This is a genomic window from Micromonospora sp. HM134, from assembly GCF_007833915.1.
In the GTDB taxonomy this organism is placed as follows: domain Bacteria; phylum Actinomycetota; class Actinomycetes; order Mycobacteriales; family Micromonosporaceae; genus Micromonospora; species Micromonospora wenchangensis.
Genome location: NZ_CP041061.1, coordinates 5,858,337 through 5,882,179 on the forward strand (window position 1 = coordinate 5,858,337; position 23,843 = coordinate 5,882,179).

General features: G+C 72.1%; 16 protein-coding genes and 2 tRNA genes. 8 read left to right on the forward strand and 10 right to left on the reverse strand.

Annotation, left to right across the window (positions count from 1 at the left end):
* Positions 1–113: 113 nt before the first annotated feature.
* From FJK98_RS25280 to FJK98_RS25295, 4 genes are all read left to right on the forward strand, one after another.
* Positions 114–1,139: an endonuclease domain-containing protein gene (locus FJK98_RS25280; protein ID WP_145921215.1), complete on the forward strand. Its 1,026-nt coding sequence runs from the start codon at positions 114–116 to the stop codon at positions 1,137–1,139.
* Positions 1,126–1,776, forward strand: a complete 651-nt coding sequence (locus FJK98_RS25285) for a hypothetical protein (RefSeq protein WP_145921216.1) — start codon at positions 1,126–1,128, stop codon at positions 1,774–1,776. Before FJK98_RS25280 ends, FJK98_RS25285 begins: the two co-directional genes overlap by 14 nt.
* Positions 1,773–4,976: an ATP-binding protein gene (locus FJK98_RS25290; RefSeq protein WP_145921217.1), complete on the forward strand. Its 3,204-nt coding sequence runs from the start codon at positions 1,773–1,775 to the stop codon at positions 4,974–4,976. Before FJK98_RS25285 ends, FJK98_RS25290 begins: the two co-directional genes overlap by 4 nt.
* A gap of 83 nt (positions 4,977–5,059) precedes the next feature.
* Positions 5,060–5,659: a hypothetical protein gene (locus FJK98_RS25295; RefSeq protein ID WP_145921218.1), complete on the forward strand. Its 600-nt coding sequence runs from the start codon at positions 5,060–5,062 to the stop codon at positions 5,657–5,659.
* A gap of 18 nt (positions 5,660–5,677) precedes the next feature.
* Here FJK98_RS25295 and FJK98_RS25300 read toward each other — a convergent pair whose 3' ends face one another.
* The gene (locus FJK98_RS25300) at positions 5,678–6,688 is read right to left on the reverse strand and encodes a PaaX family transcriptional regulator C-terminal domain-containing protein (RefSeq protein WP_145921219.1); all 1,011 of its coding nucleotides are present in this window, start codon (positions 6,686–6,688) and stop codon (positions 5,678–5,680) included.
* Between the two features lie 299 nt (positions 6,689–6,987).
* Here FJK98_RS25300 and FJK98_RS25305 point away from each other — a divergent pair, with 299 nt between their 5' ends.
* Both FJK98_RS25305 and FJK98_RS25310 read left to right on the forward strand, forming a co-directional pair.
* Complete coding sequence (locus tag FJK98_RS25305) at positions 6,988–8,376, forward strand: PHB depolymerase family esterase (RefSeq protein ID WP_145921220.1); 1,389 nt, start codon at positions 6,988–6,990, stop codon at positions 8,374–8,376.
* A 176-nt stretch (positions 8,377–8,552) separates the two neighbouring features.
* Positions 8,553–9,389, forward strand: a complete 837-nt coding sequence (locus FJK98_RS25310; RefSeq protein WP_228542903.1) for a metalloregulator ArsR/SmtB family transcription factor — start codon at positions 8,553–8,555, stop codon at positions 9,387–9,389.
* Between the two features lie 8 nt (positions 9,390–9,397).
* On the opposite strand, the gene rox is transcribed toward FJK98_RS25310, so the two are convergent.
* Both rox and FJK98_RS25320 read right to left on the reverse strand, forming a co-directional pair.
* Entirely contained in the window at positions 9,398–10,858 is a 1,461-nt protein-coding gene (rox, locus tag FJK98_RS25315; protein WP_145921221.1) for a rifampin monooxygenase, read from the reverse strand.
* A 241-nt stretch (positions 10,859–11,099) separates the two neighbouring features.
* Positions 11,100–11,543 carry a MarR family winged helix-turn-helix transcriptional regulator gene (locus FJK98_RS25320; protein ID WP_145921222.1) on the reverse strand — a complete coding sequence of 148 codons (444 nt, stop codon included), beginning with the start codon at positions 11,541–11,543 and terminating at the stop codon, positions 11,100–11,102.
* Positions 11,544–11,617: 74 nt separating this feature from the next.
* On the opposite strand from FJK98_RS25320, the gene FJK98_RS25325 reads away from it, so the two are divergent.
* Positions 11,618–12,931 (forward strand): NAD(P)/FAD-dependent oxidoreductase, encoded by a 1,314-nt coding sequence (locus FJK98_RS25325; protein WP_145921223.1) that lies wholly within the window; start codon positions 11,618–11,620, stop codon positions 12,929–12,931.
* Positions 12,932–13,006: 75 nt separating this feature from the next.
* Here the strand turns inward: FJK98_RS25325 and FJK98_RS25330 are convergent.
* From FJK98_RS25330 to FJK98_RS25345, 4 genes are all read right to left on the reverse strand, one after another.
* Positions 13,007–13,080, reverse strand: a tRNA-Ile gene (locus FJK98_RS25330).
* Between the two features lie 154 nt (positions 13,081–13,234).
* Positions 13,235–14,476: an NAD(P)/FAD-dependent oxidoreductase gene (locus tag FJK98_RS25335; protein WP_145921224.1), complete on the reverse strand. Its 1,242-nt coding sequence runs from the start codon at positions 14,474–14,476 to the stop codon at positions 13,235–13,237.
* Positions 14,466–16,592, reverse strand: a complete 2,127-nt coding sequence (locus FJK98_RS25340) for an MMPL family transporter (protein ID WP_145921225.1) — start codon at positions 16,590–16,592, stop codon at positions 14,466–14,468. Before FJK98_RS25340 ends, FJK98_RS25335 begins: the two co-directional genes overlap by 11 nt.
* A 200-nt stretch (positions 16,593–16,792) precedes the next feature.
* Positions 16,793–16,865, reverse strand: a tRNA-Asn gene (locus FJK98_RS25345).
* 292 nt (positions 16,866–17,157) lie between these two features.
* Here FJK98_RS25345 and FJK98_RS25350 point away from each other — a divergent pair.
* Positions 17,158–17,541 carry a hypothetical protein gene (locus tag FJK98_RS25350; RefSeq protein WP_145921226.1) on the forward strand — a complete coding sequence of 128 codons (384 nt, stop codon included), beginning with the start codon at positions 17,158–17,160 and terminating at the stop codon, positions 17,539–17,541.
* Positions 17,542–17,595: 54 nt separating this feature from the next.
* Here FJK98_RS25350 and FJK98_RS25355 read toward each other — a convergent pair whose 3' ends face one another.
* The 3 genes from FJK98_RS25355 to FJK98_RS25365 all read right to left on the reverse strand — a co-directional run bounded on the left by FJK98_RS25355 (position 17,596) and on the right by FJK98_RS25365 (position 23,574).
* Entirely contained in the window at positions 17,596–18,606 is a 1,011-nt protein-coding gene (locus tag FJK98_RS25355; protein ID WP_145921227.1) for a sugar phosphate isomerase/epimerase, read from the reverse strand.
* A gap of 392 nt (positions 18,607–18,998) precedes the next feature.
* On the reverse strand, positions 18,999–20,711 hold the full coding sequence (locus FJK98_RS25360) for a ThuA domain-containing protein (protein WP_145921228.1): 1,713 nt from the start codon (positions 20,709–20,711) through the stop codon (positions 18,999–19,001).
* A 61-nt stretch (positions 20,712–20,772) separates the two neighbouring features.
* Positions 20,773–23,574, reverse strand: a complete 2,802-nt coding sequence (locus tag FJK98_RS25365) for a carbohydrate-binding protein (protein ID WP_228542902.1) — start codon at positions 23,572–23,574, stop codon at positions 20,773–20,775.
* Positions 23,575–23,843: the final 269 nt, after the last annotated feature.

The window sequence follows — 23,843 nt, forward strand, 5'->3', positions numbered from 1 at the left end:
GTAGTGTGTTCGGGTTCGTCCGATAGCCGCACGGGAGGATGAAGACCGCTGAGTTCCGCCCGATCCGACCTCCCCCGGGAAGCGGCGGTCGCGGTCCACGCCGGTGACCCGCCATGAGTCTCGTCCAGCAGCTCGCCGGGTTGCCGGTGGATCGCGTCGTGCAGCTCGGCGGCGTACCCATCGACACGGTCGCGGCGACCACCACCGGGGAGACGGCCGGCCCGGTCGCCGTCGTGCTACGGCCCGGCCCGACCCGTACCCCCGGCGCCTTCGTCCGTGCCGTCCTGGACGACCTCGAACGGGTGGCGGTGGCGCTGCTGCCCGGCTGGCTCACCGAGGCCGCGGACGTCCCCCGCGCCGACCCGTTCGGCCTGGCCGCCGTCCGGGCCGCCGCCGTCCGGCGGGCGCGGGGCTCCGCGCACTTCGCACCGTTCCTGGCGTACCTCGCCGGCGTGGCGCTGTCCGGGCGGCGTCCACCGACCGACCCGTTCCCTTCGGAGATCCGCTGTCCGGGGTTGACCCGGGTGGTGGCGGACGGCTTCGGCCGACCCCGGGTGAGCCTGTTGGTCGAGGTTCCCGCCGGTCTCGACCCGGCCGGGGAACGGGCCGTCGTGGCGGGCGCGGAGTGGTTGTGCCACCACGGCCGGGTCGCCGTGTGGCTGGCCGGGACGCCGTTGCGGCACGAAGACCGGGTGGTCAGCGTCGCGCTCACCCCGGCGGCGGTCGCACCGCCCCCGCCGGCCCCGGCGACGTCACCGACGGTGCTGGGGCGTCCCCATCCCGGCAGCAGCACCGAGGCGGCTCTGGAGGCCGCCCTGGCCGCCGAGAGTTGGGCGGCGGGCCGGGTCTGGAACCACTACCACCAGTCGCATCCCCTCACGCCCCCGGTCTGCCTCGACCTGCTCTGGCCCACGGAACGGTGTGTCGTCGAGGTCGACGGCCCGGAGCACTGCCGGCCGGACCGGTTCGAGGCGGACCGGCAGCGCGACGTGCGGTTGCAAATGGACGGTTACGCCGTCCTCCGCTTCACCAATGCCCGAATCAACCACGACGTCGGCGCGGTGGTGCACCAGATCGGCACCGTCATCCGGGCCCGGCGACGCGACATGGCGGAAGGAACGTTCCATGCCCGGCGATGACCTCACCCCCTCCGAGAGCGCGATCCTGGTCGTGTTGATGGCCGAGGCCCGGGAGGTGCCCAACACCGAGTTGCGTAAGCGCTACGGCGTCGACATCCGCAAGTCGTACCGGGACAAGCTCAACCGGCTCGGCTACCTGGACAGCCGCCGTGAGGGCAACACCTTCCTGCACCAGCTCGCCGACAAGGGCTGGGTACGGGTGCAGGAGGACCTGCCCTTCCAGTCCCCGGTCGGCCGGATCCTCGGTGGGGCGCTGACGGCGTTGCAGGTGAACCTGCGGGACCGGGTCATGGCGCGCAGCGACTACCGCACGTTCGGTGAGATGTTCGCACTCACCGACGTGCGGGGCGGTGAGCCCCGGCCGGACCTGCGGCGCACCCTCGGTCTGCGCGTCCGGCACGCGTACGGGGCGTTGGCCGCCGAGCCGGGGGCCTGGGTCAGCCTGGCCCGGTTGCGGCCGTTCTTCGGCGACGTCGACCCCGCCGACCTCGACGAGGCGCTGCGGGATCTGGAGCGCGAGCCGGACGTGGACATCGTCCCGGAATCCAACCAGAAGGCGCTCACCACGGCCGACGTGGCGGCGGCCCTGCGGCTGGGCGGCCAGGACAAGCACCTGCTGGCGATCGGGGTGGGATGACCGGGGCGGAGCACGCCGCCCTGGCGGCACTCAGGTTCGACTGGGCGCCGGTGCCCGACGACGTCTGGCGGCCCTCGCCGTTCCACGTGGAGGGCCTGCACAGCGCCGTGGTCCGCGACATCCTCGACGGGGTGGCCGACGCCCGCCACAGCGCCGACAGCAGCCCGATCGGGCTGGTGCTCCAGGGGCAGCGCGGCTCGGGCAAGACCCACCTGCTGGGCTGGATCCGGCAGCAGGTGCAGCAGCAGGACGGCTACTTCTTCCTGGTCGGGCTGCTCGACGCGCACGGCTTCTGGGACAGCGTGCTCGCCGCCGTGCTCGACGGACTGTCCCGGCCGGTGCCCGGCGGCGAGAGCCAGCTCCGGCTGCTGCTGCGCCGGCTCTCCTCGCTGGTCGGGGCACCCCGGTCGGCCCGCCGCGCGGTGATGGGGGAAACCGAACTGACCCGGCCGGCCCTGGACGCGTTCGTCGAAGGGCTCGTCGGGTACGCGCCGCACGTGGCCCGCGTCTGCGGGGAGACGGCGCGGGCGCTCGCGCTGAGCGCCTCGGAGGACGTCGCCCACCGGGACGTCGCGGAGAACTACTTCACCTCCGGCGAGGAGGGGGAGCCGGGTGAGCGCAGCGCCTGGGGCATGCGGCGGACGCCGCGCGGCCCACAACGGATCGTCCAGGAGATCTCCTGGCTGCTGGCCCTCACCGGCCCGTCCGTGATCGCCGTCGACCAGATCGACACGCTCATCGCGCAGTCCGTGGCCGCCGGTGACGTCCTGCACGCCCGACCCGGCGCGCAGGACGACCCGGAGCAGGCTGCGGTGCACGCCCGGATCGCCGACGGCCTGATGTCGTTGCGCCAGCTCACCCGCCGCACGCTCACCTTGGTGGCCTGCCTGCCGACGTCGTGGACGATCATCAGGAGTCGGACGGTGGACACGGTGAGCGACCGGTTCCGGGTGCCACCCCGGCTCACCACCATCCATGATCCCGCGCTGGCCCGGAGGATCATCGAACGACGGCTCGCCGTCCGGTTCGCCGAGGTCGGCTTCGTACCCCCGTATCCCTCGTGGCCGGTGCGGCCCGACGCCTTCGCACACGCCGAGGGGATGACCCCTCGGGAACTGCTGATCGACATCGACCGGCACATCCGGGACTGCCTCGCGGCCGGCGAGGTGCGGGAGCTGACCCGGCTCGGTGATCCGACGCAGCCGCAGCCCCACAGCCCGCGCGGCGTTCCCGCCGCCGGCCTGGAGCCGTTCGACAAGAGGTTCGCCCAGCTCAAGAACGAGGCCGACGTTTCCGGTCCGCTGACCCGCGACGGCGAGGACGGAACGGTTCCCGCCCTGCTCGCGGCCGGCCTCACCGCCTGGGTGGTGGAACGCGGCGAGGGCGGCGGATCGTTCAGCGTGGACCCGCCCCCGAGCGCCCAACCGCCGCTGCACGCCCGGCTCCGGCTCACCCTCGACGAGGCCACCGAGGACCAGGTCCACTGGTGTTTCCGGGCGATCAGCGAGGAACACCACGCCATCGCCGCGCTGGCCCGGCTCCGCAAGGCGTGCACGGTGGCGGGGCTCGACGCCCGGGTGGCCCGGCGCAGACTGTTCCTGCTCCGCAACGGCGCCTGGTCCGGCGGCGCCAAGACCCGGCAGGCGGTCACGGCCTTCACCCGGGCCGGCGGGACGATCCTGCCGCTGGACCACGGGGATCTCCGCATCCTCGGGGCGCTGCGGGTCATGCTCGCCGAGTCACCGGTCGACATCCGGGGTTGGCTGACCGCCCGTCAACCGACCCGGGACCTCACCGTGTTGCGACAGGCCCTCGCCTCCGTCGCCGACTGGCTCCCCGCCGCTCCCGGTGACGACACGGCGGGACGCGTGGCACCGTCCGGACCGGGCGGGGCCGGGCGGACCGACGCCGGGTGTGGGCGACCCGGTCCGGGGCAGGTCGATCCGCTGCCGGCCGGGGCTGCGGAGTCCGGTCCGCGTCTCACCGTGGGATACGACCACCGCACCGACGAACCCGTGTCGCTCCCGCTCGAAGCCCTCCGCAAGCACACCACCATCTTCGCCGGCTCCGGGTCCGGCAAGACCGTGCTGATCCGCCGCGTCCTGGAGGAGTGTGCCCTCGCCGGGGTCTCCGCCATCGTCCTCGACCCCAACAACGACCTGGCCCGGCTCGGCGACGGGTGGCCGGAACCGCCGCCGCAGTGGCGCGCCGGGGACGCCGGGAAGGCCCGCGACTACCTCGCCGGGACCGACGTGCTGGTGTGGACGCCACGCCGGTCGTCGGGCCGCCCGCTGAGCTTCCAGCCGCTGCCGGACTTCCGCAGCGTGCGCGACGACCCCGACGAGTTCCACGAGGCCGTGGAGGCGGCTGTCGCGTCGCTCGCGCCCCGCGCCCAGCTGACCGGTCGCACCAACAAGGTCCACCTGGGGCTCGCCGTGCTGCGTAAGGCCGTGGAGCACTACGGCCGGCGGGGTGGCAGCCGGGTACAGGGCTTGATCGACACCCTGGCCGACCTGCCGGACGGGCTGCTGGACATCGACGGGGCGGACAAGATCGGCGTGGGGATCGCGCAGTCGCTGGCCGCGGCGATGGTCAACGATCCGCTCTTCGGCGGCGAGGGCAGCCCGATGGACCCGGGGCTGCTGCTCACCCCCGCCCCCGGCGCGCGGGCCCGGATCTCCGTCGTCAGCCTCGTCGGGCTGCAGTCCGACGAGGCCCGGCAGGGCTTCGTCAACCAGTTGCAGATGGCGCTGTTCGCCTGGATCAGGAAACACCCGGCGAACGACCGGCCGCTGCTCGGGCTGCTCGTGATGGACGAGGCACAGACGTTCGCCCCGTCCGGCGCGATGACGCCGTGCACCCAGAGCACGCTGGCCCTGGCGGCGCAGGCCCGCAAGTACGGCCTGGGGCTGGTCTTCGCCACCCAGGCGCCCAAGGGGTTGCACAACCGGATTCCGGGCAACGCGGCGACCCAGCTCTACGGCCGGCTGAACAGCCCGATCCAGATCGAGGCCGCCCGGGAGATGGCCAAGGCGAAGGGTGGCGACATCGCCGACGTCGCCCGGCTCGGCACCGGCGAGTTCTATCTCGCCGCCGAGGGTGCCGCACCGGTGAAGATCCGGACCCCGCTGTCGCTCAGCCATCATCCGCGTAGCCCGCTGACCGCCGAGGAGGTGCTGGAACGGGCCCGCCGCAGGTGAGCTCGACGACCCCGCCGGCCTGCGGATCTTGTCACCGGGATCTAGCGTGGAAGGAGCCTGTTCACCGGCAGTAAGGATCATCGATGTTGCGCAAGCATCTGGTCGGGTTGATCGTCGGCGTCGTCCTCATCGCGGTGCTGGGGGCCGCCGCCGTGGTCTGGCTCACGCTCAACGGGCCGCAGAAGACCGGACCGGGTCCGGACGCGGCGGCACCGGCCGGGGCAACCGCCTCCGGGGCCACGCAGCCGCCGTCCGGCAGTCCCGCCCCGTCGACCGCCGCGCCCGGCACGGCCGCTTCGGCCTCGCCGGAGGCCGGCCCACGGCGAATGAGTCGCCTCCTCTACGACGACGGGCAGAACACGGCGACCGTCACGGGTCTGGAGGTGACGACGTCGGGACAGCTGCGGGTGCAGTTGCGCTACGAGACCCGGTCGCCCGGCGGGTGGGTGCTGAGCTGCCCGGAGCGGGCGGTGGATCTCCAGTCGTCGCACCTCACGCTGGCCGACGGGCGGCGGGTCAACCCGGTCGACACGTACTGCGCGGCGGAGCGTTCCGGTGAGGATTTCACCCTGCGGCCCGGTGCGGTCCTGGAGAGCTGGGGCGTGTTCCCGGTCGTCCCGTCCGGCGGTTCCTTCTCGCTCACCTGGTACGACCTGGGCACCGTCGACGGGTTGAAGCTCTGAACCGACCTGACTGACGGGTCAGTGCGCGGGGGACGGCTCCGCCAGGCCGGGCGGGGCGGCATGCCGGGTTTCGGTGGCGCACACGCCGGCCAGGAGGTCGGCGGTGGTGTGCGCCCGCACGTCGGCCTCCGTACCGTCGGCGAACCGCGCGACGACGGCCCGGACGTGCCGCTCGGCGGTGTCGGCGAGCCCGTCGTAGACGGCGGCGAAGGTCTCCCGGGCGGGGCCGCGCAGCCAGCCGGCGGGCAGCAGCCGCAGCGGTAGCTGCGGGTCGAGGGTGGGGAACCGCCGGAAGGTGTCCATCACCTCGGTCCGGGCCCGGACCGCCTCGGCGCCGTCGACCCGGCCGGCGGCGATGCGCGGCAGGATCGGCTGCCAGCGCCGCAGGAAGCTCTCGTACTGTTCGGCGACCGCCGCGACGTCCCAGGCGTCGAGCGGGTCGCGGCCGGCGACCGCGTCGAGGTCGACCCGCCGGCCACGGAACACCGTGACCGCGCCGAGGTGGAGCTGGGCGAGGTGGGCCCGTGCCTTCGGGGTCAGCTCGTGCGGTGAGATCCACAGTCCGTCGTACAGCGGCGCGTAGCCCAGCCACCGGAGTTGGCCGCGCAGGGCGCGTCGTTGCGCGCTGCGCTCCTGGGGCAGGGAGAACGCGACGAGGGTCCAGCACTCGTCCCACGGTTGGGTGGTGGTGGTCGCGGCCATCACCCAACTGCCGCCGACGGAGAGGCTGACGGCGGCGGACCGGCTGAGCCGGTACGAGCTGCGTCGGCCCTGCCGGCTCCCTTCGAGGACCCCCCGGCGGGCCAGCCGGCTGATCACGGTCCGCGCGCCGGCGAGGCTGACGTCGGACTCGGCGAGCAGCGCGACGATGGCGGCGGACGGCAGCCATGCCCGGGTACGCAGCGTGTAGTCGGCCAGCAGGGTCACCGCGACGCCCTGGGGCGAGTTGCCGGCCTGCCGGCGGGGCAGCCGCACCGGGTGGTCCCCGTCGTCGGGGAAGATCTCCTCGATGTCGAACGGGTGTGGCACTGGGGACGCTCCGGGCTCGGCTGGGCGACGGTGGCACCGACTGTAGACGGCGCACCGGTGCCCGCCTACCGAACGCGGTCCGGGGTGGACCCGGGCGCGGAACCGGTGACCGCCCAGTGTATCGAGGCCATTCGATTGACACTTGTCGGACCTAGGAGAACACTAAGTGCCATGCAATGCCCTAGGGCCGGGGCAGGGCATGCCGGACGTAGTGGGCCAGCGCGGACGACACGGGCATCCGGGCGTACCCGTGTCGCACGGTCGCGCGGCCGATCTCAACCTGTGAGGGAGTCACGCCCATGAGAATCAGACGGAAACTGCTGCTCGCCCTGGCGGCGCCGCTGGTCGCCACCGTGGCGGCAGCCGCCCTGGTGGTACCGACGCTCCAGCCGGCGTACGCCGCGTCGCTGGTCGAGGTGACCAACTTCGGCGACAACCCCGGTCGGATGCGGATGCACATCTACGTGCCGAACACCCGCCCGACCAACCCGGCGATCGTGGTGGCCATGCACGGCTGCGGCGGCACCGGCCCCGGCTTCTACTCCAGCAGCGAATTCGCCTCGCTGGCCGACCGGTACGGCTACATCGTGATCTACCCGTCGGCGACCCAGCAGGCCGGCTTCGGCAACTGCTTCGACACCTGGTCGGACGCCGCGAAGCGCCGGGGCGGCGGCAGCGACCCCGTGTCGATCGTCTCGATGATCAACTACACCGAGCGGCAGTACGGCGGCGACCCCCGCCGGGTGTTCGCCACCGGCAGCTCGTCCGGCGGCATGATGACCAACCACATGCTGGCGGTCTACCCGGACGTGTTCGCCGCCGGCGCCGCCTTCATGGGGGTGCCCTACAACTGCTTCGCCAACGCGGCCGACTACCCGCCCGGCGCCAGCCAGTGCACCGGCGGGAACATGAACCGCACCCCGCAGCAGTGGGGCGACGCGGTCCGCCAGCAGGCGTACCCCGGGTACACCGGCCCCCGGCCGAAGGTGCAGCTGTGGCACGGCACCGCCGACACCCTGGTGCCGTACTCGCTGCTCCAGGAGACCATCGAGCAGTGGACGAACGTGTTCGGGCTCAGCCAGACGCCCACCTCCACCGACACCCCGCAGTCCGGCTGGAACCGCCGCCGCTACGCCGACAGCAGCGGCAACGTCCTGGTCGAGGCGTACAGCATCCAGGGGGCGGGGCACAGCCTGCCCTCCGGCGGGATGGCCGCCGTCGCCCTCCAGTTCTTCGGCCTGACCAACCCCACCCCGACCACGCCGCCGCCCACCACCCCGCCGCCGACCACCCCGCCGCCCACCACCCCGCCGCCCACCACGCCCCCGCCGACCACCCCGCCGCCGACCACCACCCCGCCGCCCAGCTCCGGGGCCTGCCGGGTCACCGCCAGCGTCAACGCGTGGAACAGCGGCCTGACCGAGAACCTGACCATCACCAACACCGGTTCCAGCGCCGTGAACGGCTGGTCCCTGGTGTTCACGCTGCCCGGCGGGCAGAGCATCACCTCCGGCTGGAACGCCACCTACTCCCCCTCGTCGGGGCAGGTGACGGCGCGTAACGCCAGCTACAACGGCACCATCCCGGCCGGCGGCTCGGTCGACATCGGCTTCCAGGCCAACCACACCGGCAACACCGCCAAGCCCTCCTCGTTCACCCTCAACGGCGCGGCCTGCACGGTCGCCTGACCGTCCCGGTCCGCCTCCGGGTGCGACCCGTCATCCGGTACGGGCCGCGTGGCCCGTACCGGATGATCCGCTCCCCCGCCCGGTGACGGGCGGGGGAGCTTTCCGCGCCCGACTCCCTCGCCGACGGCGGCGCAACGCTTGACATTAGGCAGGCAGATGACTGCATAATGCTGGTCATGGCCGGTGACATGGACAAGGTGTTCAAGGCGCTCGCCGACCCGACCCGTCGCCGGTTGCTCGACAGCCTCCGCCGGGAGGACGGTCAGACCCTGGGCCAACTCTGTGCCCAACTGGCCATCACCCGGCAGTCGGTGACGCAACACCTCGGCGTGTTGCAGGAGGCCAATCTGGTCAACGCCGTCCGACGCGGCCGGGAGAGGTGGCACTACCTCAACCCGGTCCCCATCCACGAGTTGCCGCAGCGTTGGATCGCCGCGTTCGAGGAACCCCGGCTACGGGTGCTCGACGCGATCCGCCGACAGGCAGAGGAGCCGCAGATGACCGTCACCAAACCCACCTTCGTGTACGTGACCTACCTCCACGCCACCCCGGAACGGGTCTGGGAGGCGTTGACCGACGCCGACCTGACCGGCACCTACTGGGGTCACCACAACGTCTCCGACTGGCGACCCGGCTCCCGGTGGGAACACCGGCGCACCGACGGCTCGGGCATCGCCGACGGCGGCGGCACGGTCCTCGAAGCGACCCCGCCGACCCGGCTGGTCATGACCTTCGGCGACGTCGACGCCGAGGCCGGGCCGGACGCCTCCACGGTCACCTTCCTCATCGAACCGCACCGGGACATCGTCCGGCTGACCGTCACGCACGTGAACCTGCCGTCCGACGAGGACTTCGACGCGGTCTCCGCCGGCTGGCCCGCGGTCATGGCCAACCTGAAGTCACTGCTCGAAACCGGCCGCGCGCTGCCCCAGGCGCCCTGGGAGATGCACGCCGCGCTACGGGCCGCCCAGCAGAGCGGCGGCGACGGCACGACCCGGCCCGACGCACCCTGACGCCGGCCCTACCGGCTGAACCCGGACAGTTCCTGGGCCGCGGTGGCGACGCCGAACCACCGGGACAGCCGGTCGCGCAGTTCCCGCTGGTCGGCACCGACCCACGCCACGTGCCCGTCGGGTCGCAGCAGCAGCGCGGGCACCGCCAACTCCTCTCCGACGTCGACGACGCGATCGACCCGGTCCGCCCAGCCCGCCACCGAGAGTTCCCCGGTCTGGTCCAGCAGCAGCCCCCGCCCCCGGTGCATCAGCCCGTAGAGGCGTCCCCGCTTCAGCTCCACGTCCCGCAACCGCCGACCGAGCAGGTCGTGGCCGGCACCGAGGTCGTACCGGACCGAGATCGCGGTGATCTTCTCGATCAGGTACCGGTTCACCTCCTCGAAGTCCATCAGCTCGGTCAGCAGCCGACGGACCGCCTGCGGGCCCGCCTCAAGGGACATCAGCTCCGTCTGCGCGCGGGTGTTGTCCAGCACGTCCGCCGCCACCGGCCGGCGCTCCGCCTGGTAGGTGTCCAGCAGGTCCGCCGGCGCCCACCCGGCGACCTGCGCGGCCAGCTTCCAGCCCAGGTTGAACGCGTCCTGGAGACCGAGGTTGAGCCCCTGCCCACCCAGCGGCGGGTGCACGTGCGCCGCGTCGCCGGCCAGCAGCACCCGGCCGACCCGGTACCGCTCGGCCAGCCGGGTGGCGTCGCCGAAGCGGGACAGCCAGCGGGGCGAGTGCACCCCGAAGTCCGTGCCGGCGGTCGCCCGCAACTGCTGCCGGAAGTCCTCGATGGTCGGTGCGACCGCCCGGTCCTCACTCACCCCGGCGGCCGGTACGACGACGCGGTACAGCCCCTCGCCGTCCCCGACCGGGCCGACCCCGAACCGGAGCTGCGTCCGACGTACCCGGGTCATCACCGCGACGACCTCGTCCTGCGGCGCGGTCAGCTCCATCACGCCCAGCAGCGTCTCGTTCCTGGTGGGCTCACCGGGGAAGCCGACACCCAGCAGCTTGCGCACCGTGCTGCGGCCACCGTCGCAGCCGACGAGATAGCGGGTACGCAGGCGGGTGCCGTCGGCCAGCTCGGCGGTCACCGCGTCCCCGTCCTGGCTGAGCCCGACCAGTTCACTGCCCCGCCGGATCTCGACGCCGACCGCGGTGGCGTGCTCGGCCAGCAGCCGCTCGGTGACCGGCTGCGGGATGCCGAGGACGTAGCCGTGCGCGGTGTCCATCCCCGACGGCCACTCCTTGGCGATGCCGGCGAAGTAGCCGCCGATCTGGAACTGTTTTCCGTGCGCGAGGAACCGCTCCAGCAGGCCCCGCTGGTCCAGCAGTTCGATGCTGCGCACGTGCATGCCGAGCGAGCGCACCACGCTGGTCGGCTCGGCGTCGCGCTCCAGCACCGCCACCCGTACGTCGTGCAGCCGCAGCTCGGAGGCCAGCATCAGGCCGGTCGGCCCACCGCCCACGATGGTCACGTCGATCATGGATTCCCCGTTCGACCGCTCGCGTTGCCCGATGCGTCGATACCGACGCATGCTTCGCGAATCTCGGATTTCGCCAGGTTCTGGCGTCGAGTGGAGATTCTGCACCGGCACCCGGGTCTTGCCACAAGACCCGGGGTGCGATATACGTTAGAAGTGGCAGGGAGGCTCCGACCCCCTGCCTTTGCTGTTTCCCCCGCAGAGCCCCCGTCCGCGACGCCGCGCGCCCCGACGAGGGGGTCGGCTACCGGCCCAGCCGCTCGGCGTGCTCGTGACAGCTCCGCGTGGCGTGCGTGATGAATTCGAGGATGTGCGCCAGCGTCTCGTCGTCGTACCGCCGCAGGAACGCCTGTCCGTCGGTCACGATCGGCCCGTAGATCGCGCCGATCTTCCGGTTGGCCGCCTCGGTGGGGCGGACGGTCACCCGGCGACGGTCGGCGGTGTCGCGTTCCCGGGTCGCGTAGCCGGCGCGTTCCAGCCGGTCGATCGCGGTGGTGACACCCCCGGTCGTCATCCCGGCCGCGACGGCCAGTTCGCCGGGGCTCGGCGGCTCCGGCGCGAACAGCAGTTCGAGGCAGCGCATGTCCGTGCGGTTCAGGCCGAGCAGGTCGGCGGCGCGCTGGTCGAGCACGTCGACCGCGCGCTGGTACGCCTGCATCGCCTCGCCGAGCTGCTCCGCCAGACCCATGGTGGGAAATTCTAGCCAACCGCCGTACGGTATCTAGATAATCTAGTAATCAGATTCTCTAGAGGAGCGGGGACATGGACGTACTCGTGATCGGCGCCGGAACCGGCGGGATGTGCCTGGCACACGGCCTACGCCGGGCCGGCATCAACGTCGCCGTCTACGAGCGGGACCGCACCCGCAGCGACGGCCTGCACGGCTACCGGGTCGGCATCGACCCGCACGGCAGCCGGGCGCTCAAGGCGTGCCTGCCCGACCAGCTCTACCGCACGTTCGTGGCGACCTGCGCCCGCGCGCCGGAACACTTCGTGTTCTTCGACGAGCAGCTCCGGCCGACGCTCGCGCTGCCCCTGCGCCCGGCCACCGACGACGTCGACAGCGAGAGGTCGGTGAGCCGGATGACCCTGCGCCAGGTGCTCTTCACCGGCATGCAGGACGTCATCCACTTCGACAAGACCTTCGTCCGCTACCGGCACCAGGCCGACGGTCGCGTCACCGCCCACTTCGCCGACGGGACCACCGCCACCGGCGACCTCCTGGTGGCGGCGGACGGCGTCAACTCGGCGGTACGCCGGCAGTACCTCCCCCACGCCCGCACCGAGGACACCGGCATCATCGCGATCGCCGCGAAGGTGCCGATGACACCCCGGACCACGGCGCTGCTACCGACGCGGTTCTTTCCCGGCATCGGCATGGTCCTCGCACCCGGCGGCAAATCCTGCATCCTGCACTGGATGGAGTTCCCCTGGGACCAGCAGGGCCGGCCGAGAAACGACGACGAACTGCTGGCGCGCTGGCCCGGCCTGCAGTTCGACAACACCCGCGACTACCTCAACTGGGGCATCGCGGCGGCGGCCGACAAGTTCCCGGCCGACATCATGACGTACGGCGGCGACGACCTCATCCGCCTCGTCCTGCGGATGACCCCGACGTGGAGCCCCCGGCTGCGCCAACTGTTCACCCTCGGCGACCCGAGCACCGCGTTCGCCATCACCATCCGCACCTCGGTGCCGATCCCGGCCTGGCCCAGCACGAACGTCACCCTGCTCGGCGACGCCATCCACACCATGACGCCGGGCCGGGGCGTCGGCGCCAACACCGCGCTGCGGGACGCGCAGCGCCTGACCGACGAGCTGACGCTCGTCCGCGACGGGCACAAAGGGCTGGTCGAGGCCGTCCACGACTACGAAACCCGGATGATCGAGTACGGCTTCCAGGCCGTCCGGGACTCCCGGGAGCAGATGACCGCCGACGCCCTGGTCCACAAGCCGGTGCTGGGTCGCGCCGCGCTCGCCGGCATGCGCGGCTACCTGCGCGTGGTCGACCGGGTCCCGGCGCTCAAACGCAGGATGATCGACGGCCTGTACGAGTACCGCGGCGGCCAGGACTGACCAGCGCCCGTGCGGGTGCGCCGCCCTGGCCTGCGCTTCGGCGGCCGTGCGCCCCGCTCGGACATCCGTTTCGGGTGGGGCGGACGGGACTCGAACCCGTGGCCGATGGATTATGAGTCCACTGCTCTAACCTGCTGAGCTACCGCCCCCGATACCGCGCCGGATCGTAACCCGCCCGGCTGGCCACCGGCCACCACCGAACCGGCCCGCCCACCGACACCGATCGGCACGATGGGCTACGCGAGAATAACAGTCAGCAGTCGATCCGGATGCACCCGAACCGGCGTTGCGCGAGCACCGGAATCAGCCCGCCGCGCGCAGTTCCGCGAGCACCGATCCGGCCGTACGCCAGCCGCTGGCCAGCGCCCCCTGGATGGACGGACTGTCCCGGTGGTCGCCGGCCACGAAGATCCCTCCGCCGAGCGCCACCGGCTTGCGGAGCCGCCCCTGCGGGGGTGGCGCGGCGGGCAGCGCCTCGGGGACCGACACCGTGGTCAGGTGTTCCCAGTCCGCTGTGGAGCGTCCGTAGAGCCGGTCCAGTTCGGCGCGGATCGTCGGTTCGGGCGGGGCGGTGGGGCCGACCACGGAGGTCGCCACGAGGTGCCGGCCGGGCGGGGCGTACGACGGCGCGGCCCGGCTGACCACCACCGTGTTGGCGACGAGTTCCCGCCGGTCGCCGTCGACGAGCAGGACCGGTTCGTCGAGCGGCGGCTGGGGGGCGCTGTGGTAGTAGGTGGTGTAGCTGTGGGTGCGTACCCGGGGCAGGGTGGGCAGCAGCGTGGTCGCCGCCGTCGGGTCGGCGGCGACCACGACGGCGCGGCAGGTGATCTCACCAGCCGGGGTGCGGACCCGGCCGGGGGCGACCGAGGTGACCGGGGTGTCGCAGGTGATCAGGTCGGCGGGCAGCGGGGCGGCGATGGCCTGCGGCAGCGCGGCCATCCCCCGGGCGGGCAGGCCGATCCGGCCCCGGACGAAGGACCGCAGGATCATCGCCAGCACGTGGCTGGAGGTCTCCAGTTCCCGGTCGATGAGCACGCCGGACAGGAACGGCCGGATCAGCTCCTCGATGATGGTGTCGGACAGCCCGGCCCGGCGCAGGGCGGTCTCGCTGCTGGTCTCCGGCGCGGTCAGCAACCGGTGCGCCGGCAGGGTCGCGCAGCCGGTGGCGAGGGCGGCGAAGCGGAGCCGGTCGGGCAGCGAGCCGACGCCGGCGAGCACGGTGGCGGGTGTGCCGCCGGGTTCGCGTAGCGGGTGTACCAGCCGGTCGAGCCGGTCGCCGCGGCGGACCAGCACCCCGGAGGTGAACCAGCCCAGGTCGAGGGTGCCCAGGTCGAGCAGGGTGCCGAGCCTCGGGTAGGCGGTGTTGAGCACCTGGAAGCCCCGGTCGAGCAGGTAGCCGTCGACGGTGTCGGTGGCGACCCGGCCGCCGATCCGGTCGCCGGCCTCCAGCAGCCGCCAGGGCACCCCGGCCCGGTGCAGCCGGCGGGCGACCGCCAGCCCGGCGAGACCACCGCCGACGATCACCACGTCCGTCTCAGCGACCATGTGCCACCTCCGCGTCGTCGCGCGCCGACCGGGACAGTCGGCTCGGCCACCACACCGTGGGCCCGATGTCGTACGACAGGGCGGGCACCAGCAGCGAGCGGACCACGATGGTGTCCAGCAGTACCCCGACGGCGACCGCCACACCCAACTCGACAAGCACCACCAACGGCAGTACGGCCAGCGCCGAGAAGGTGGCGGCGAGCACGATACCGGCCGAGGTGATCACCCCGCCGGTGACGGTGAGCCCGGCCAGCACCCCGGCCCGGGTGCCCCGGCGGGCGGACTCCTCGCGGACCCGGCTCATCAGGAAGATGTTGTAGTCGATGCCGAGGGCGACCAGGAAGACGAAGGCGAACAGCGGGAACGACGCGTCCACGCCGGGGAAGTCCAGCAGGTAGGTGAAGACCAGCGCGCAGAGCCCGAGGGTGGCCAGGAAGGACAGCACCACCGTCGCGATCAGCAGCACCGGCGCGACCAGCGCCCGCAGCAGCAGCGCCAGGATCACCGTGATCACCACGAGGACGACGGGGATGATGACGTTGCGGTCCCGGGTGGACGCGTCGGAGGTGTCCACGTCGATGGCGGTGAACCCGCCGACCACGGCGTCGGCGGCGGGCACCCGGTGCACCGCCTCGCGCAGGTTGCGGATGGTCCGGGCGGCGGCGTCGCTGTCCGGCGGGTCGGTCAGGGTCGCCTCCAGCTGCACGCGTCCGTCGACCACCAGGGGTGGGGCGTTCGGGTCGGGCGGGCCGGTCTGGTCCCGCCCGGTCACCGGGCGCACGGCGGCCACCCCGGGCACGCCCTGCGCGACCTGGGCGACCTGCCCGGCGGTCTGCTGCCGGGTGAAGATGGTCGCCGGGCTGCCGGTGCCGCCCGGGTAGTGCCGGGCGATCACCTCCTGCCCGGCGACCGATTCGGTGCGGTTGGCGAACAGTTCGGACTGACCGAGGGTGGTGGCCCCGAGCTGGGTGAGGCCGAGGGTGAGCAGGGCCAGCACCACGGCGGTGGTCAGCCACACCACCCGGGCCCGGCGGGCGACGAAGCGGGCGATGCGGGCCCACACCCCGTGTTCGGCCTGCGGGTCCGCCCGGTCCACCCCGGGGGTACGCGGCCAGAACGCCCACCGGCCGCCGAGCACCAGCAGCGCGGGCAGGAAGGTCAGCATCACCAGCAGGGTGGCGGCGATGCCGATGGCGGCCACCGGGCCGAGCGCCCGGTTGGAGTTGAGGCTGGACAGCAGCAGGCAGAGCAGGCTCACGATGACGGTGGCCCCGGAGGCGGCGATGGCCGGGGCGGCACCCCGCCAGGCGGTACGCATCGCGTCCCAGGGGCGCTCGTGCCGGTGCAGTTCCTCCCGGTAGCGGGCGATCAGCAGCAGCGCGTAGTCGGTGCCGGCGCCGAAGACGAGCACGGTGAGGATGCCCTGGGCCTGCCCGTTCAGCTTGATCACGTCGTGCTTCGCGAGCTGGTAGACGAAGACCGACGCCAGCGCGTACGACATCCCCGCCGCCAGCAGCGGGAAGATCCACAGCACCGGGCTGCGGTAGACGACCAGCAGGATGATCAGCACCACGACCAGGGTGACCAGCAGCAGGGGCCCGTCGATGGCGGAGAAGACCTCGATCAGGTCGGCGAGCAGGCCGGCCGGGCCGGCGACGTCCACGGTGAGCCCGTCGCGGTCGCCCCCGGCGATGCTCCGTAACTCGTCGACCACCTGGCCGATCTGTTCGCCCTCGGCGTCGTCGATCGGCACCACCACCTGCAGGGCCTGGCCGTCCTGGCTGGCGATCGGTGGGGGCAGCGGCCCGACCACCCCTTTGACCTGGGCGAACCGGGTGCTGTCGGCGACCGCCCGTTCCTTGTCGGCACCGGTGATGCCGGTGCTGCGCGCGTACACCACCAGGGCGGGGGTGGTCGGTCGGGCGACGAAGCCGGCGGCCAGGTCCTGGGCGCGGGTCGCCTCGGCGTCGGTGGGCAGGAAGGCGGCGTTGTCGTTGGTGGCGACGTCGCCCAGCTTGCCGGCGTACGGTCCGGCGATGCCGCCGACGACCAGCCAGGCCAGGACGACCGCCACGGCGATCAGCGTGGCCGTGCCCCGGCCCCGTCCACCGGCCATCCCGGTCCACCCCTCAGTCGACGCACCGGTCGACGCGGCGGGAGTCCAGGTCGACATCCGTCATCCTGCCGCCCGGGTACGCCCTCGGGGGCCGAAACCGCCCATCCGGTCCTCTTCGCGGCGGCGCGGGGCATCGGCAGCGGGGCCGGGATACGGAAAAACCCGTCGGCGAGGCCGACGGGCGGGAGTGGAAGACTGGGCTCCCCCGTTTGGACTCGAACCAAAAACCTGCCGGTTAACAGCCGGCTGCTCTGCCAATTGAGCTACGGGGGACTGCTTCGCCGCGTCGTACCGGATCTCTCCGGCGCTCGGCGACGGCACAAGAGTACAGGACTTCGGGGGGGTTCGGTCCAGGGGGTTACCGCATTCGACCGCCGCGCCACCGCCCGAACGATCGACGCTCACAATGCGGACAATTCGTCATCCCGGCACAACCAGGTATGAGCGCGGAGCAGGATGGGTAGTTAGCTGTCGACCGAGAAAACTGTGGGGCGCGACGATGGTCGGTCCCGACCGGGCACCACCGGCGGGAGCGACGGGAGCGTCAGGTACGGAAGGAGCCGCCATGCGCGGAAAGATCATGTTTCTTGGCGGGCTGGCTGCGGGCTTCGTCCTGGGCGCCCGTGCCGGCCGGGAGAAGTACGAGGAGCTGGTCGTGCGGGGCCGCAAGGTGCTCGACCACCCGACCGTCCAGGAGGCGGCCGGGGTCGCACAGGCCCAGGCCACCCGCCTGTACAGCGAGGGCAAGGACAAGCTCGGCCAGTCCAGGCTCGGCGAGAAGCTGCACACCGGCAACGGCGGCAAGCCGGAGCTGACCCCGGCCGACGACGCCTTCGCCGGCACGCCGGCCACCGTCGGCGCCAAGTCGGGCGTCAGCCCGACCAGCTCGACCACCACCACCCCGAAGCCCAAGGCGCCGGGCACCGGCGCCAACGGCAGCACCCTCTGATCGTCCGTACGTCGTCGGGCCGGTCGCCACGTGGCGACCGGCCCGACGGGTGTCTCAGTCCTTGCCGCTGCTGAACGCCGCGTCGAACGCCGCCGTCGGGGCGTCGAACGCCAGCCGGCGGACGAACTCCAGCGCCTCCGGCGCACCGACGAGCCGGTCCATCCCGGCGTCCTCCCACTCCACCGAGATCGGCCCGGTGTACCCGATGGCGTTCAACGCCCGGAAGCAGTCCTCCCAGGGCACGTCACCGTGGCCGGTGGAGACGAAGTCCCAGCCGCGCCGCAGGTCGGCCCAGGGCAGGTGGGAGGCGAGCCGGCCGCGCCGACCGTCCCCGGTGCGCACCTTCGCGTCCTTGCAGTCGACGTGGTAGATCCGGTCGGCGAAGTCGAAGATGAAGTTCACCGGGTCCAGCTCCTGCCACACGAAGTGCGACGGGTCCCAGTTGAGCCCGAACGCGGGCCGGTGGTCGATCGCCTCCAGCGTCCGCTTGGTGGTGTAGTAGTCGTAGGCGATCTCGCTGGGGTGCACCTCGTGGGCGAACCGCACCCCCACCTCGTCGAAGACGTCGAGGATCGGGTTCCACCGGTCGGCGAAGTCCTGGTAGCCGCGCTCGATCATCGCCGGCGGGACCGGCGGGAACATCGCCAGCGTGTGCCAGATCGACGACCCGGTGAAGCCGACCACCGTGTCCACGCCGAGCTTCGCCGCCGCACGGGCGGTGTCCTTGATCTCCTCGGCGGCCCGCTGGCGTACCCCCTCGGGTTCGCCGTCGCCCCAGATCCGGGCGGGCAGGATGTCCTGGTGCCGCTCGTCGATCGGATGGTCGCAGACGGCCTGACCCACCAGGTGGTTGGAGATCGTGAAGACCTTCAGGTTGTGCTTGGCCAGCGTCTCCCGCTTGCGCTCGACGTACGAGTCGTCGGCGAGCGCCTTGTCGACCTCGAAGTGGTCGCCCCAGCAGGCGATCTCCAGCCCGTCGTAGCCCCATTCGGAGGCGAGTCGACAGACCTCGTCGAACGGCAGGTCGGCCCACTGGCCGGTGAAGAGCGTGATCGGTCGCGCCATCGTCTGTCTCCCCTGTTGTGGTGGGGATTCCTGAGCTGACCGGGGCGAGGGTGACCGGGCCGGGCCGGTACGTCGACGGCCGTGCCGGGTCACCGGTGGGTGCACACGCACCTGGGCCCAACGGGTTGCGCCTCCCGTCGGGTCACCGGCCACCCACGGGTCGCCGCCCACCACTCTAAGCCCACCCCACCCCCCACGAAACCCCTCTCCCCCACCCACCCGCGCGTCCCCGCCTCCTCCCTCCCGCCCGCCCACTCGCTCGCTCGCTCGCCCACGACGATCAAGAGGTTTGCGTCACGCGGGTGGCCCCGTCGTGACGCAAACCTCTTGATCACCGATGCTCAGCCCGGCCCACGGCCGGCGGGTGGCGGGCGGGGTGGGGTGGGGTGGGGTTACTGGGGGAGGGTCCACCTCTGGTTGGGGGCGGAGGAACTGCACGTCCAGAGGAGGACCACGGTGTTGTCGGCCGAGTTGTTGCCGGAGACGTCCAGGCACTTGCCGGAGGCGGGGTTGCGCAGGGTGCCGTCGGACTGGGACGACCAGACCTGCGGGCTGCCACCGGTGCAGCTCCACAGCTGGATCTTCGTACCGTTGGCGGTGCCGCCACCGGAGACGTCCAGGCACTTGCCCAGCGCCTTGATCGGGCCGTTCGGGGTGACCGTCCAGGTCTGCCGGGCGCTGCCGTTGCAGGTGAAGATCTGGATCTGGGTGCCGTCGGCGGTGGCGCCGTTGCGCACGTCCAGGCACTTGCCGGCCAGACCCTTGATCGGGCCGGTGCCGTTGGTCGGCGTGGTGCCGCCCAGCTCCTTGATCCGGATGTTGCGGAACGAGGCGTCGTCACCGGTGCCGTGGTTCTGGATGCCGATGTGGCCGGCGAGCGAACGGACCGGGTTGGTGTTGGTGAAGTCGTTGATCTTCGCCCCGTTGAGGAAGACCTGGAGCCGTTCCCCCTCGACCAGCAGCTCGTAGGTGTTCCACTCCCCCGGCGGGTTCAGCGCCGCGTCCCGGGCGGCCTGGTCGGCGGCCTGGAACGAGTAGATCGAGCCGGTGGTCCGGTCGGCGGTGTCGGTGGCGTCGATCTGCACCTCGTAGCCGTTGTCCATCGCCGAGTTCGGGTCGCTCGACGGCGGGAACCCGATCAGGACGCCGGAGTTGTCGTCCCCGTCGACCTTCCAGTCCAGCTTGAGCGAGTAGTTGGTGAACTGCTTCGCGCTGTACCAGAGCATGCCCAGCCCGCCGACCGAGCTGAGGGTGGCGTTGGAGTTGGTGAAGCTGCCCGGCCCGGCCTGCGACCAGCCGTTGGTGGACCCGTTGTAGAGCGCGGTGTAGCCGGTCTCGGGCCGGCAGTCGGCCTTCGTCCGGCCGGCCGCGTACCGGATGCCGCCGAGCAGGTGGGAGCGGAAGGCCGGCTCGGAGTACGCCGACTGGTTGTGGCCGCCGCCGGTGTAGAACGACCGGCCGCCGTTGTACGTCTTGCACCAGACGTGCGGGTGGTCGGCCCCCATCCCACCCCCCGAGTACGACGACTCGTCGAGGTTGGCCAGCACGTGCGCGGTGGAGCGGGCGTTGGTGCGGTAGTTGTACCACTCGTCGGTGCGCTGCCAGGTCGGGCCGAGGTGGGCGGTGGCCGCGTGCGCGCGGTCCTCCACCCGTACGGTGGCCTGCTGGATGGCCGGGTGGGAGGCGAACCACGCCCCGACCAGGTTGCCGTAGAACGGCCAGTCGTACTCGGTGTCGGCGGCGGAGTGCACGCCGACGTACCCGCCGCCGGCGGCGATGTACGACTCGAAGGCGCTCTGCTGGCTGGCGTTGAGCACGTCACCTGTGGTGTTGAGGAAGATCACCGCCTCGAACCGGGCGAGGTTGGCGGTGGTGAACTGGCCGCCGTCCTCGGTGGCGGTGACGGTGAAGTTGTTCGCCGCCCCCAGGTCGCGGATGGCCTGGGTGCCGACCGCGATGGAGTCGTGCCGGAATCCGGCGGTCTTGGAGAAGACCAGCACGTCGTAGGCGGCGTCGGCGGCGGTCGCCGAGGTGGCCGGGGCGGTGCAGGCGAGGACGGCGAGGACGGCGGTGGCCGCGCCGAGGATCGGTCGGAGGAGTCTCATGTCGTGCTCCAGTACGCCGGGGGGCGCGGGACCGGACACCGCCGGTCCCGCGCCCGTCAGGTCAGGGCAGGGTCCACTTCTGGTTGGCGGCGCCGCTACAGGTCCACAGCAGGACCACGGTGCTGTCGGCCGAGCTGTTCCCGGAGACGTCCAGGCACTTGCCCGAGGCGGGGTTGCGCAGCGTCCCGTCGGTCTGCGCCGACCAGACCTGCGGGCTGCCGCCGGTGCAGCTCCACAGCTGGATCTTGGTGCCGTTGGCGGTGCCGCCGCCGTTGACGTCCAGGCACTTGCCCAGCGCCTTGATCGGGCCGTTCGGGGTGACCGTCCAGGTCTGCCCGGCCCCACCGTTGCAGGTGAGGATCTGCACCTGGGTGCCGTCGGCGGTGGCCGCGTTGCGCACGTCCAGGCACTTGCCGGCCAGGCCCTTGATCGGCCCGGTGCCGTTGGTCGGCGGTGGGGTGGTGCCGGTGTTCAGGGTGAACGCGTCCAGGTCGTAGAGCAGTCCGCTGCCACCGGCGAAGGTCAGGTAGAGCGTGGTGGTGCCGGTGGGCGCGCCGGACACCGTGCCGGTGACCGTGGTGAAGACGTCCCAGCCGCCGGTGACCGGCACGGTGGCCTGTCCGAGCACGGTGCCGGTGGGCGAGCCGGCGCGGATCTGGACGGTGCCGCCGGCACCGGCCGAGGAGACCCGGGCGGTGAACGAGGTGACGTTGCCGAGCTGGTACGGGGAGAACCCGATCCAGTCCCCGTTCTCGATGTTGCCGACGGTCTTGCCGCCCTCGGCGGGGGTCTTGTCGAAGGTGGCGATGCCGGACGAGGTCTTGAAGTGCTCGGCCTGCCGCCGCCGGGGCTGGAGGGTGTGCTGGGTGTGCGTGGTGAGCCCACCGGCGTCGGTGTACTCGGCGTCGAAGATGGCGAAGATGTTCGCCGCCTCGTCGTGCTCACCGTCGACCGGGATGGTGATCGTGCCGGAGCAGCCGTTGGCCGAGGTGATCTGGTGGCCGTGCTGGTCGTGGCCGAGCACGTAGGTCATCTTGACCTTGGTGCAGTCGATCGTGCCGTCCTCGGGGTCGGTGACGGTGATGCTGAACGGCACGGTGTCCCCGAAGGAGAACAGCGAGCCGTCGCCGGGGCTGTTGATGGTGACCGTCGGGACGGTGTTGCCGACGCTGACGGTCACGCTGCTGGTGCCGGTCGCCCCCTGCGGGTCCCGCACGGTGAGCGTCGCGGTGTACGCGCCGTTCGCGGTGTACGTCTTGCTGGGGTTGGCCGCGGTGGAGGTGGTGCCGTCGCCGAACGCCCACGAGTAGGTCAGCGTCCCGCCCTCGGGGTCGGTGGACCCGGCCGAGGAGAAGTTCACGGTCAACGGCGCGGGGCCTGAGGTGCGGTCGGCCGTCGCGCGGGCGATCGGCGCCCGGTTGCCGCCACCGACGTAGTCGAAGCGGTACAGGGCGGAGTTGGCGTCGCCGTTGTAGTAGCCGGTGCCGTAGTCGAGCAGGTAGTACGCCCCGTCGGGGCCGAACGCGGAGTCCATCACCTGCTTGCCCGTCCAGGGGAAGCTGTCGATGGTGCCGGGCGACCCGTCGCTGTTGAGGTGGATCGGCTTGACCCAGCCCCGGCCGAACTCGGTGGCGAAGAACTGCCCGTCGAAGGTCTGCGGGAACTTCGTCACCGAGGGGTTGTTCGGGTCGTACCGGTAGACCGGGCCGGCGGCCGGGGACTCGGAGCCGCCGCCGAACGCGGCGGGGCTGCCGGCGTCCCCGCCGTACCTGATCCAGGCGGGCTTGGCCGGCGGGAGGGTGCCCAGGCCGGTGTTGCGGAACGAGTTGTTGGTCGGCCCGCCGGTGCAGTTGAACTTGGGGCCGGTGGAGTTGCTGGCGAAGTTCCACTCGTTGTACGTCTCGGACGTGGTGTTGGTGCCGGTGCAGTACGGCCAGCCGTAGTTGCCGGGGCCGGTGACCCGGTTGAACTCGACCTGGCCGGAGGGGCCCCGGTTGGCGTTGGTGCTGCCGGCGTCCGGGCCGTAGTCGCCGACGTAGACGACGCCGGTGGCCTTGTCGACGCTGATCCGGAACGGGTTGCGGAAGCCCATCGCGTAGATCTCGGGGCGGGTCTTCGCGGTGCCCGGGGGGAACAGGTTCCCGCTCGGGATCGAGTACGTCCCGTCGGGGTTCATCTTGATCCGCAGGAGCTTGCCGCGCAGGTCGTTGGTGTTGCCGGCGCTGCGCTGGGCGTCGTAGGCGGGGTTGCGGTTGGTGCGCTCGTCCAGCGGCGAGTAGCCGGCGGAGTCGAACGGGTTGGAGTCGTCGCCGGTGGACAGGTAGAGGTTCCCGGCGGCGTCGAAGTCGATGTCGCTGCCGACGTGGCAGCAGATGCCCCGGTCGGTCCCGACGTCGAGCACGTCGACCTTGCTGGCCTGGTTGAGGGTGAAGTCGCTGTTCAGGGTGAACCGGGACAACCGGTTGACGCCCTGCCAGGCCGACCAGTTGCTGCCGGTGGCGGGCGCGTCGCCGCCGGGGGTGGACAGCGGCGGCGCGTAGTAGAGGTAGATGAACCGGTTGCTGGCGAAGTCCGGGTCGACCCCGAGGCTCTGCAACCCCTCCTCGTCGTGGGTGTAGACGGGGATCGTGCCGACCACCCGGGTCACGCCGGCGGAGTCGGTGCGCCGCACCGTGCCGTTGCGGGCGGTGTGCAGCACGGACCGGTCCGGCAGCACGGCGAGCGACATGGGCTCGCCCATCTCGTTGACGCCACGGGCCAGCTCGACCTGCTGGAAGTCGCTGGCGTTGATGGTGTGCGCGGCGGCCGGCGCGGTCGGGCCGGTGGTGGCGGCGACCGTGCCGGCGGTGACGGCCAGCAGCATTGCGGTCGCGGAGGGTAGCCACCGTCGGGAACGGTGACCGGTGGGGTCCTTTGTGGACATTGGAGGGCTGTCCCTTCCTGACGGATCACGGCCAGGGCGGGACGCGTGCCGCCGCGCCGGATGCCGGGTGGTGGGGTGGAGTGGTGGGGTGTGGCAGGGCAGGCCGGGCGGCCGGGGGTGCCCCGGTCGGCCGGTCCGAACCCTCGGCCGGGGCGCGAACCGCCCAGCGGAAGGTCGCTCGCCAAGGGGTTACCGCGCCGCCGGTTCAC

Excerpts from the sequence above, each read along its gene's own strand:
- FJK98_RS25280 (WP_145921215.1), top strand. The coding sequence starts at position 114 with ATGAGTCTCGTCCAGCAGCTCGCCGGGTTGCCGGTGGATCGCGTCGTG.
- FJK98_RS25285 (WP_145921216.1), top strand. The coding sequence starts at position 1,126 with ATGCCCGGCGATGACCTCACCCCCTCCGAGAGCGCGATCCTGGTCGTG.
- FJK98_RS25290 (WP_145921217.1), top strand. The coding sequence starts at position 1,773 with ATGACCGGGGCGGAGCACGCCGCCCTGGCGGCACTCAGGTTCGACTGG.
- FJK98_RS25295 (WP_145921218.1), top strand. The coding sequence starts at position 5,060 with ATGTTGCGCAAGCATCTGGTCGGGTTGATCGTCGGCGTCGTCCTCATC.
- FJK98_RS25305 (WP_145921220.1), top strand. The coding sequence starts at position 6,988 with ATGAGAATCAGACGGAAACTGCTGCTCGCCCTGGCGGCGCCGCTGGTC.
- FJK98_RS25310 (WP_228542903.1), top strand. The coding sequence starts at position 8,553 with ATGGCCGGTGACATGGACAAGGTGTTCAAGGCGCTCGCCGACCCGACC.
- rox (WP_145921221.1), bottom strand. The coding sequence starts at position 10,858 with ATGATCGACGTGACCATCGTGGGCGGTGGGCCGACCGGCCTGATGCTG.
- FJK98_RS25320 (WP_145921222.1), bottom strand. The coding sequence starts at position 11,543 with ATGGGTCTGGCGGAGCAGCTCGGCGAGGCGATGCAGGCGTACCAGCGC.
- FJK98_RS25325 (WP_145921223.1), top strand. The coding sequence starts at position 11,618 with ATGGACGTACTCGTGATCGGCGCCGGAACCGGCGGGATGTGCCTGGCA.
- FJK98_RS25335 (WP_145921224.1), bottom strand. The coding sequence starts at position 14,476 with ATGGTCGCTGAGACGGACGTGGTGATCGTCGGCGGTGGTCTCGCCGGG.
- FJK98_RS25340 (WP_145921225.1), bottom strand. The coding sequence starts at position 16,592 with ATGGCCGGTGGACGGGGCCGGGGCACGGCCACGCTGATCGCCGTGGCG.
- FJK98_RS25350 (WP_145921226.1), top strand. The coding sequence starts at position 17,158 with ATGCGCGGAAAGATCATGTTTCTTGGCGGGCTGGCTGCGGGCTTCGTC.
- FJK98_RS25355 (WP_145921227.1), bottom strand. The coding sequence starts at position 18,606 with ATGGCGCGACCGATCACGCTCTTCACCGGCCAGTGGGCCGACCTGCCG.
- FJK98_RS25360 (WP_145921228.1), bottom strand. The coding sequence starts at position 20,711 with ATGAGACTCCTCCGACCGATCCTCGGCGCGGCCACCGCCGTCCTCGCC.
- FJK98_RS25365 (WP_228542902.1), bottom strand. The coding sequence starts at position 23,574 with ATGCTGCTGGCCGTCACCGCCGGCACGGTCGCCGCCACCACCGGCCCG.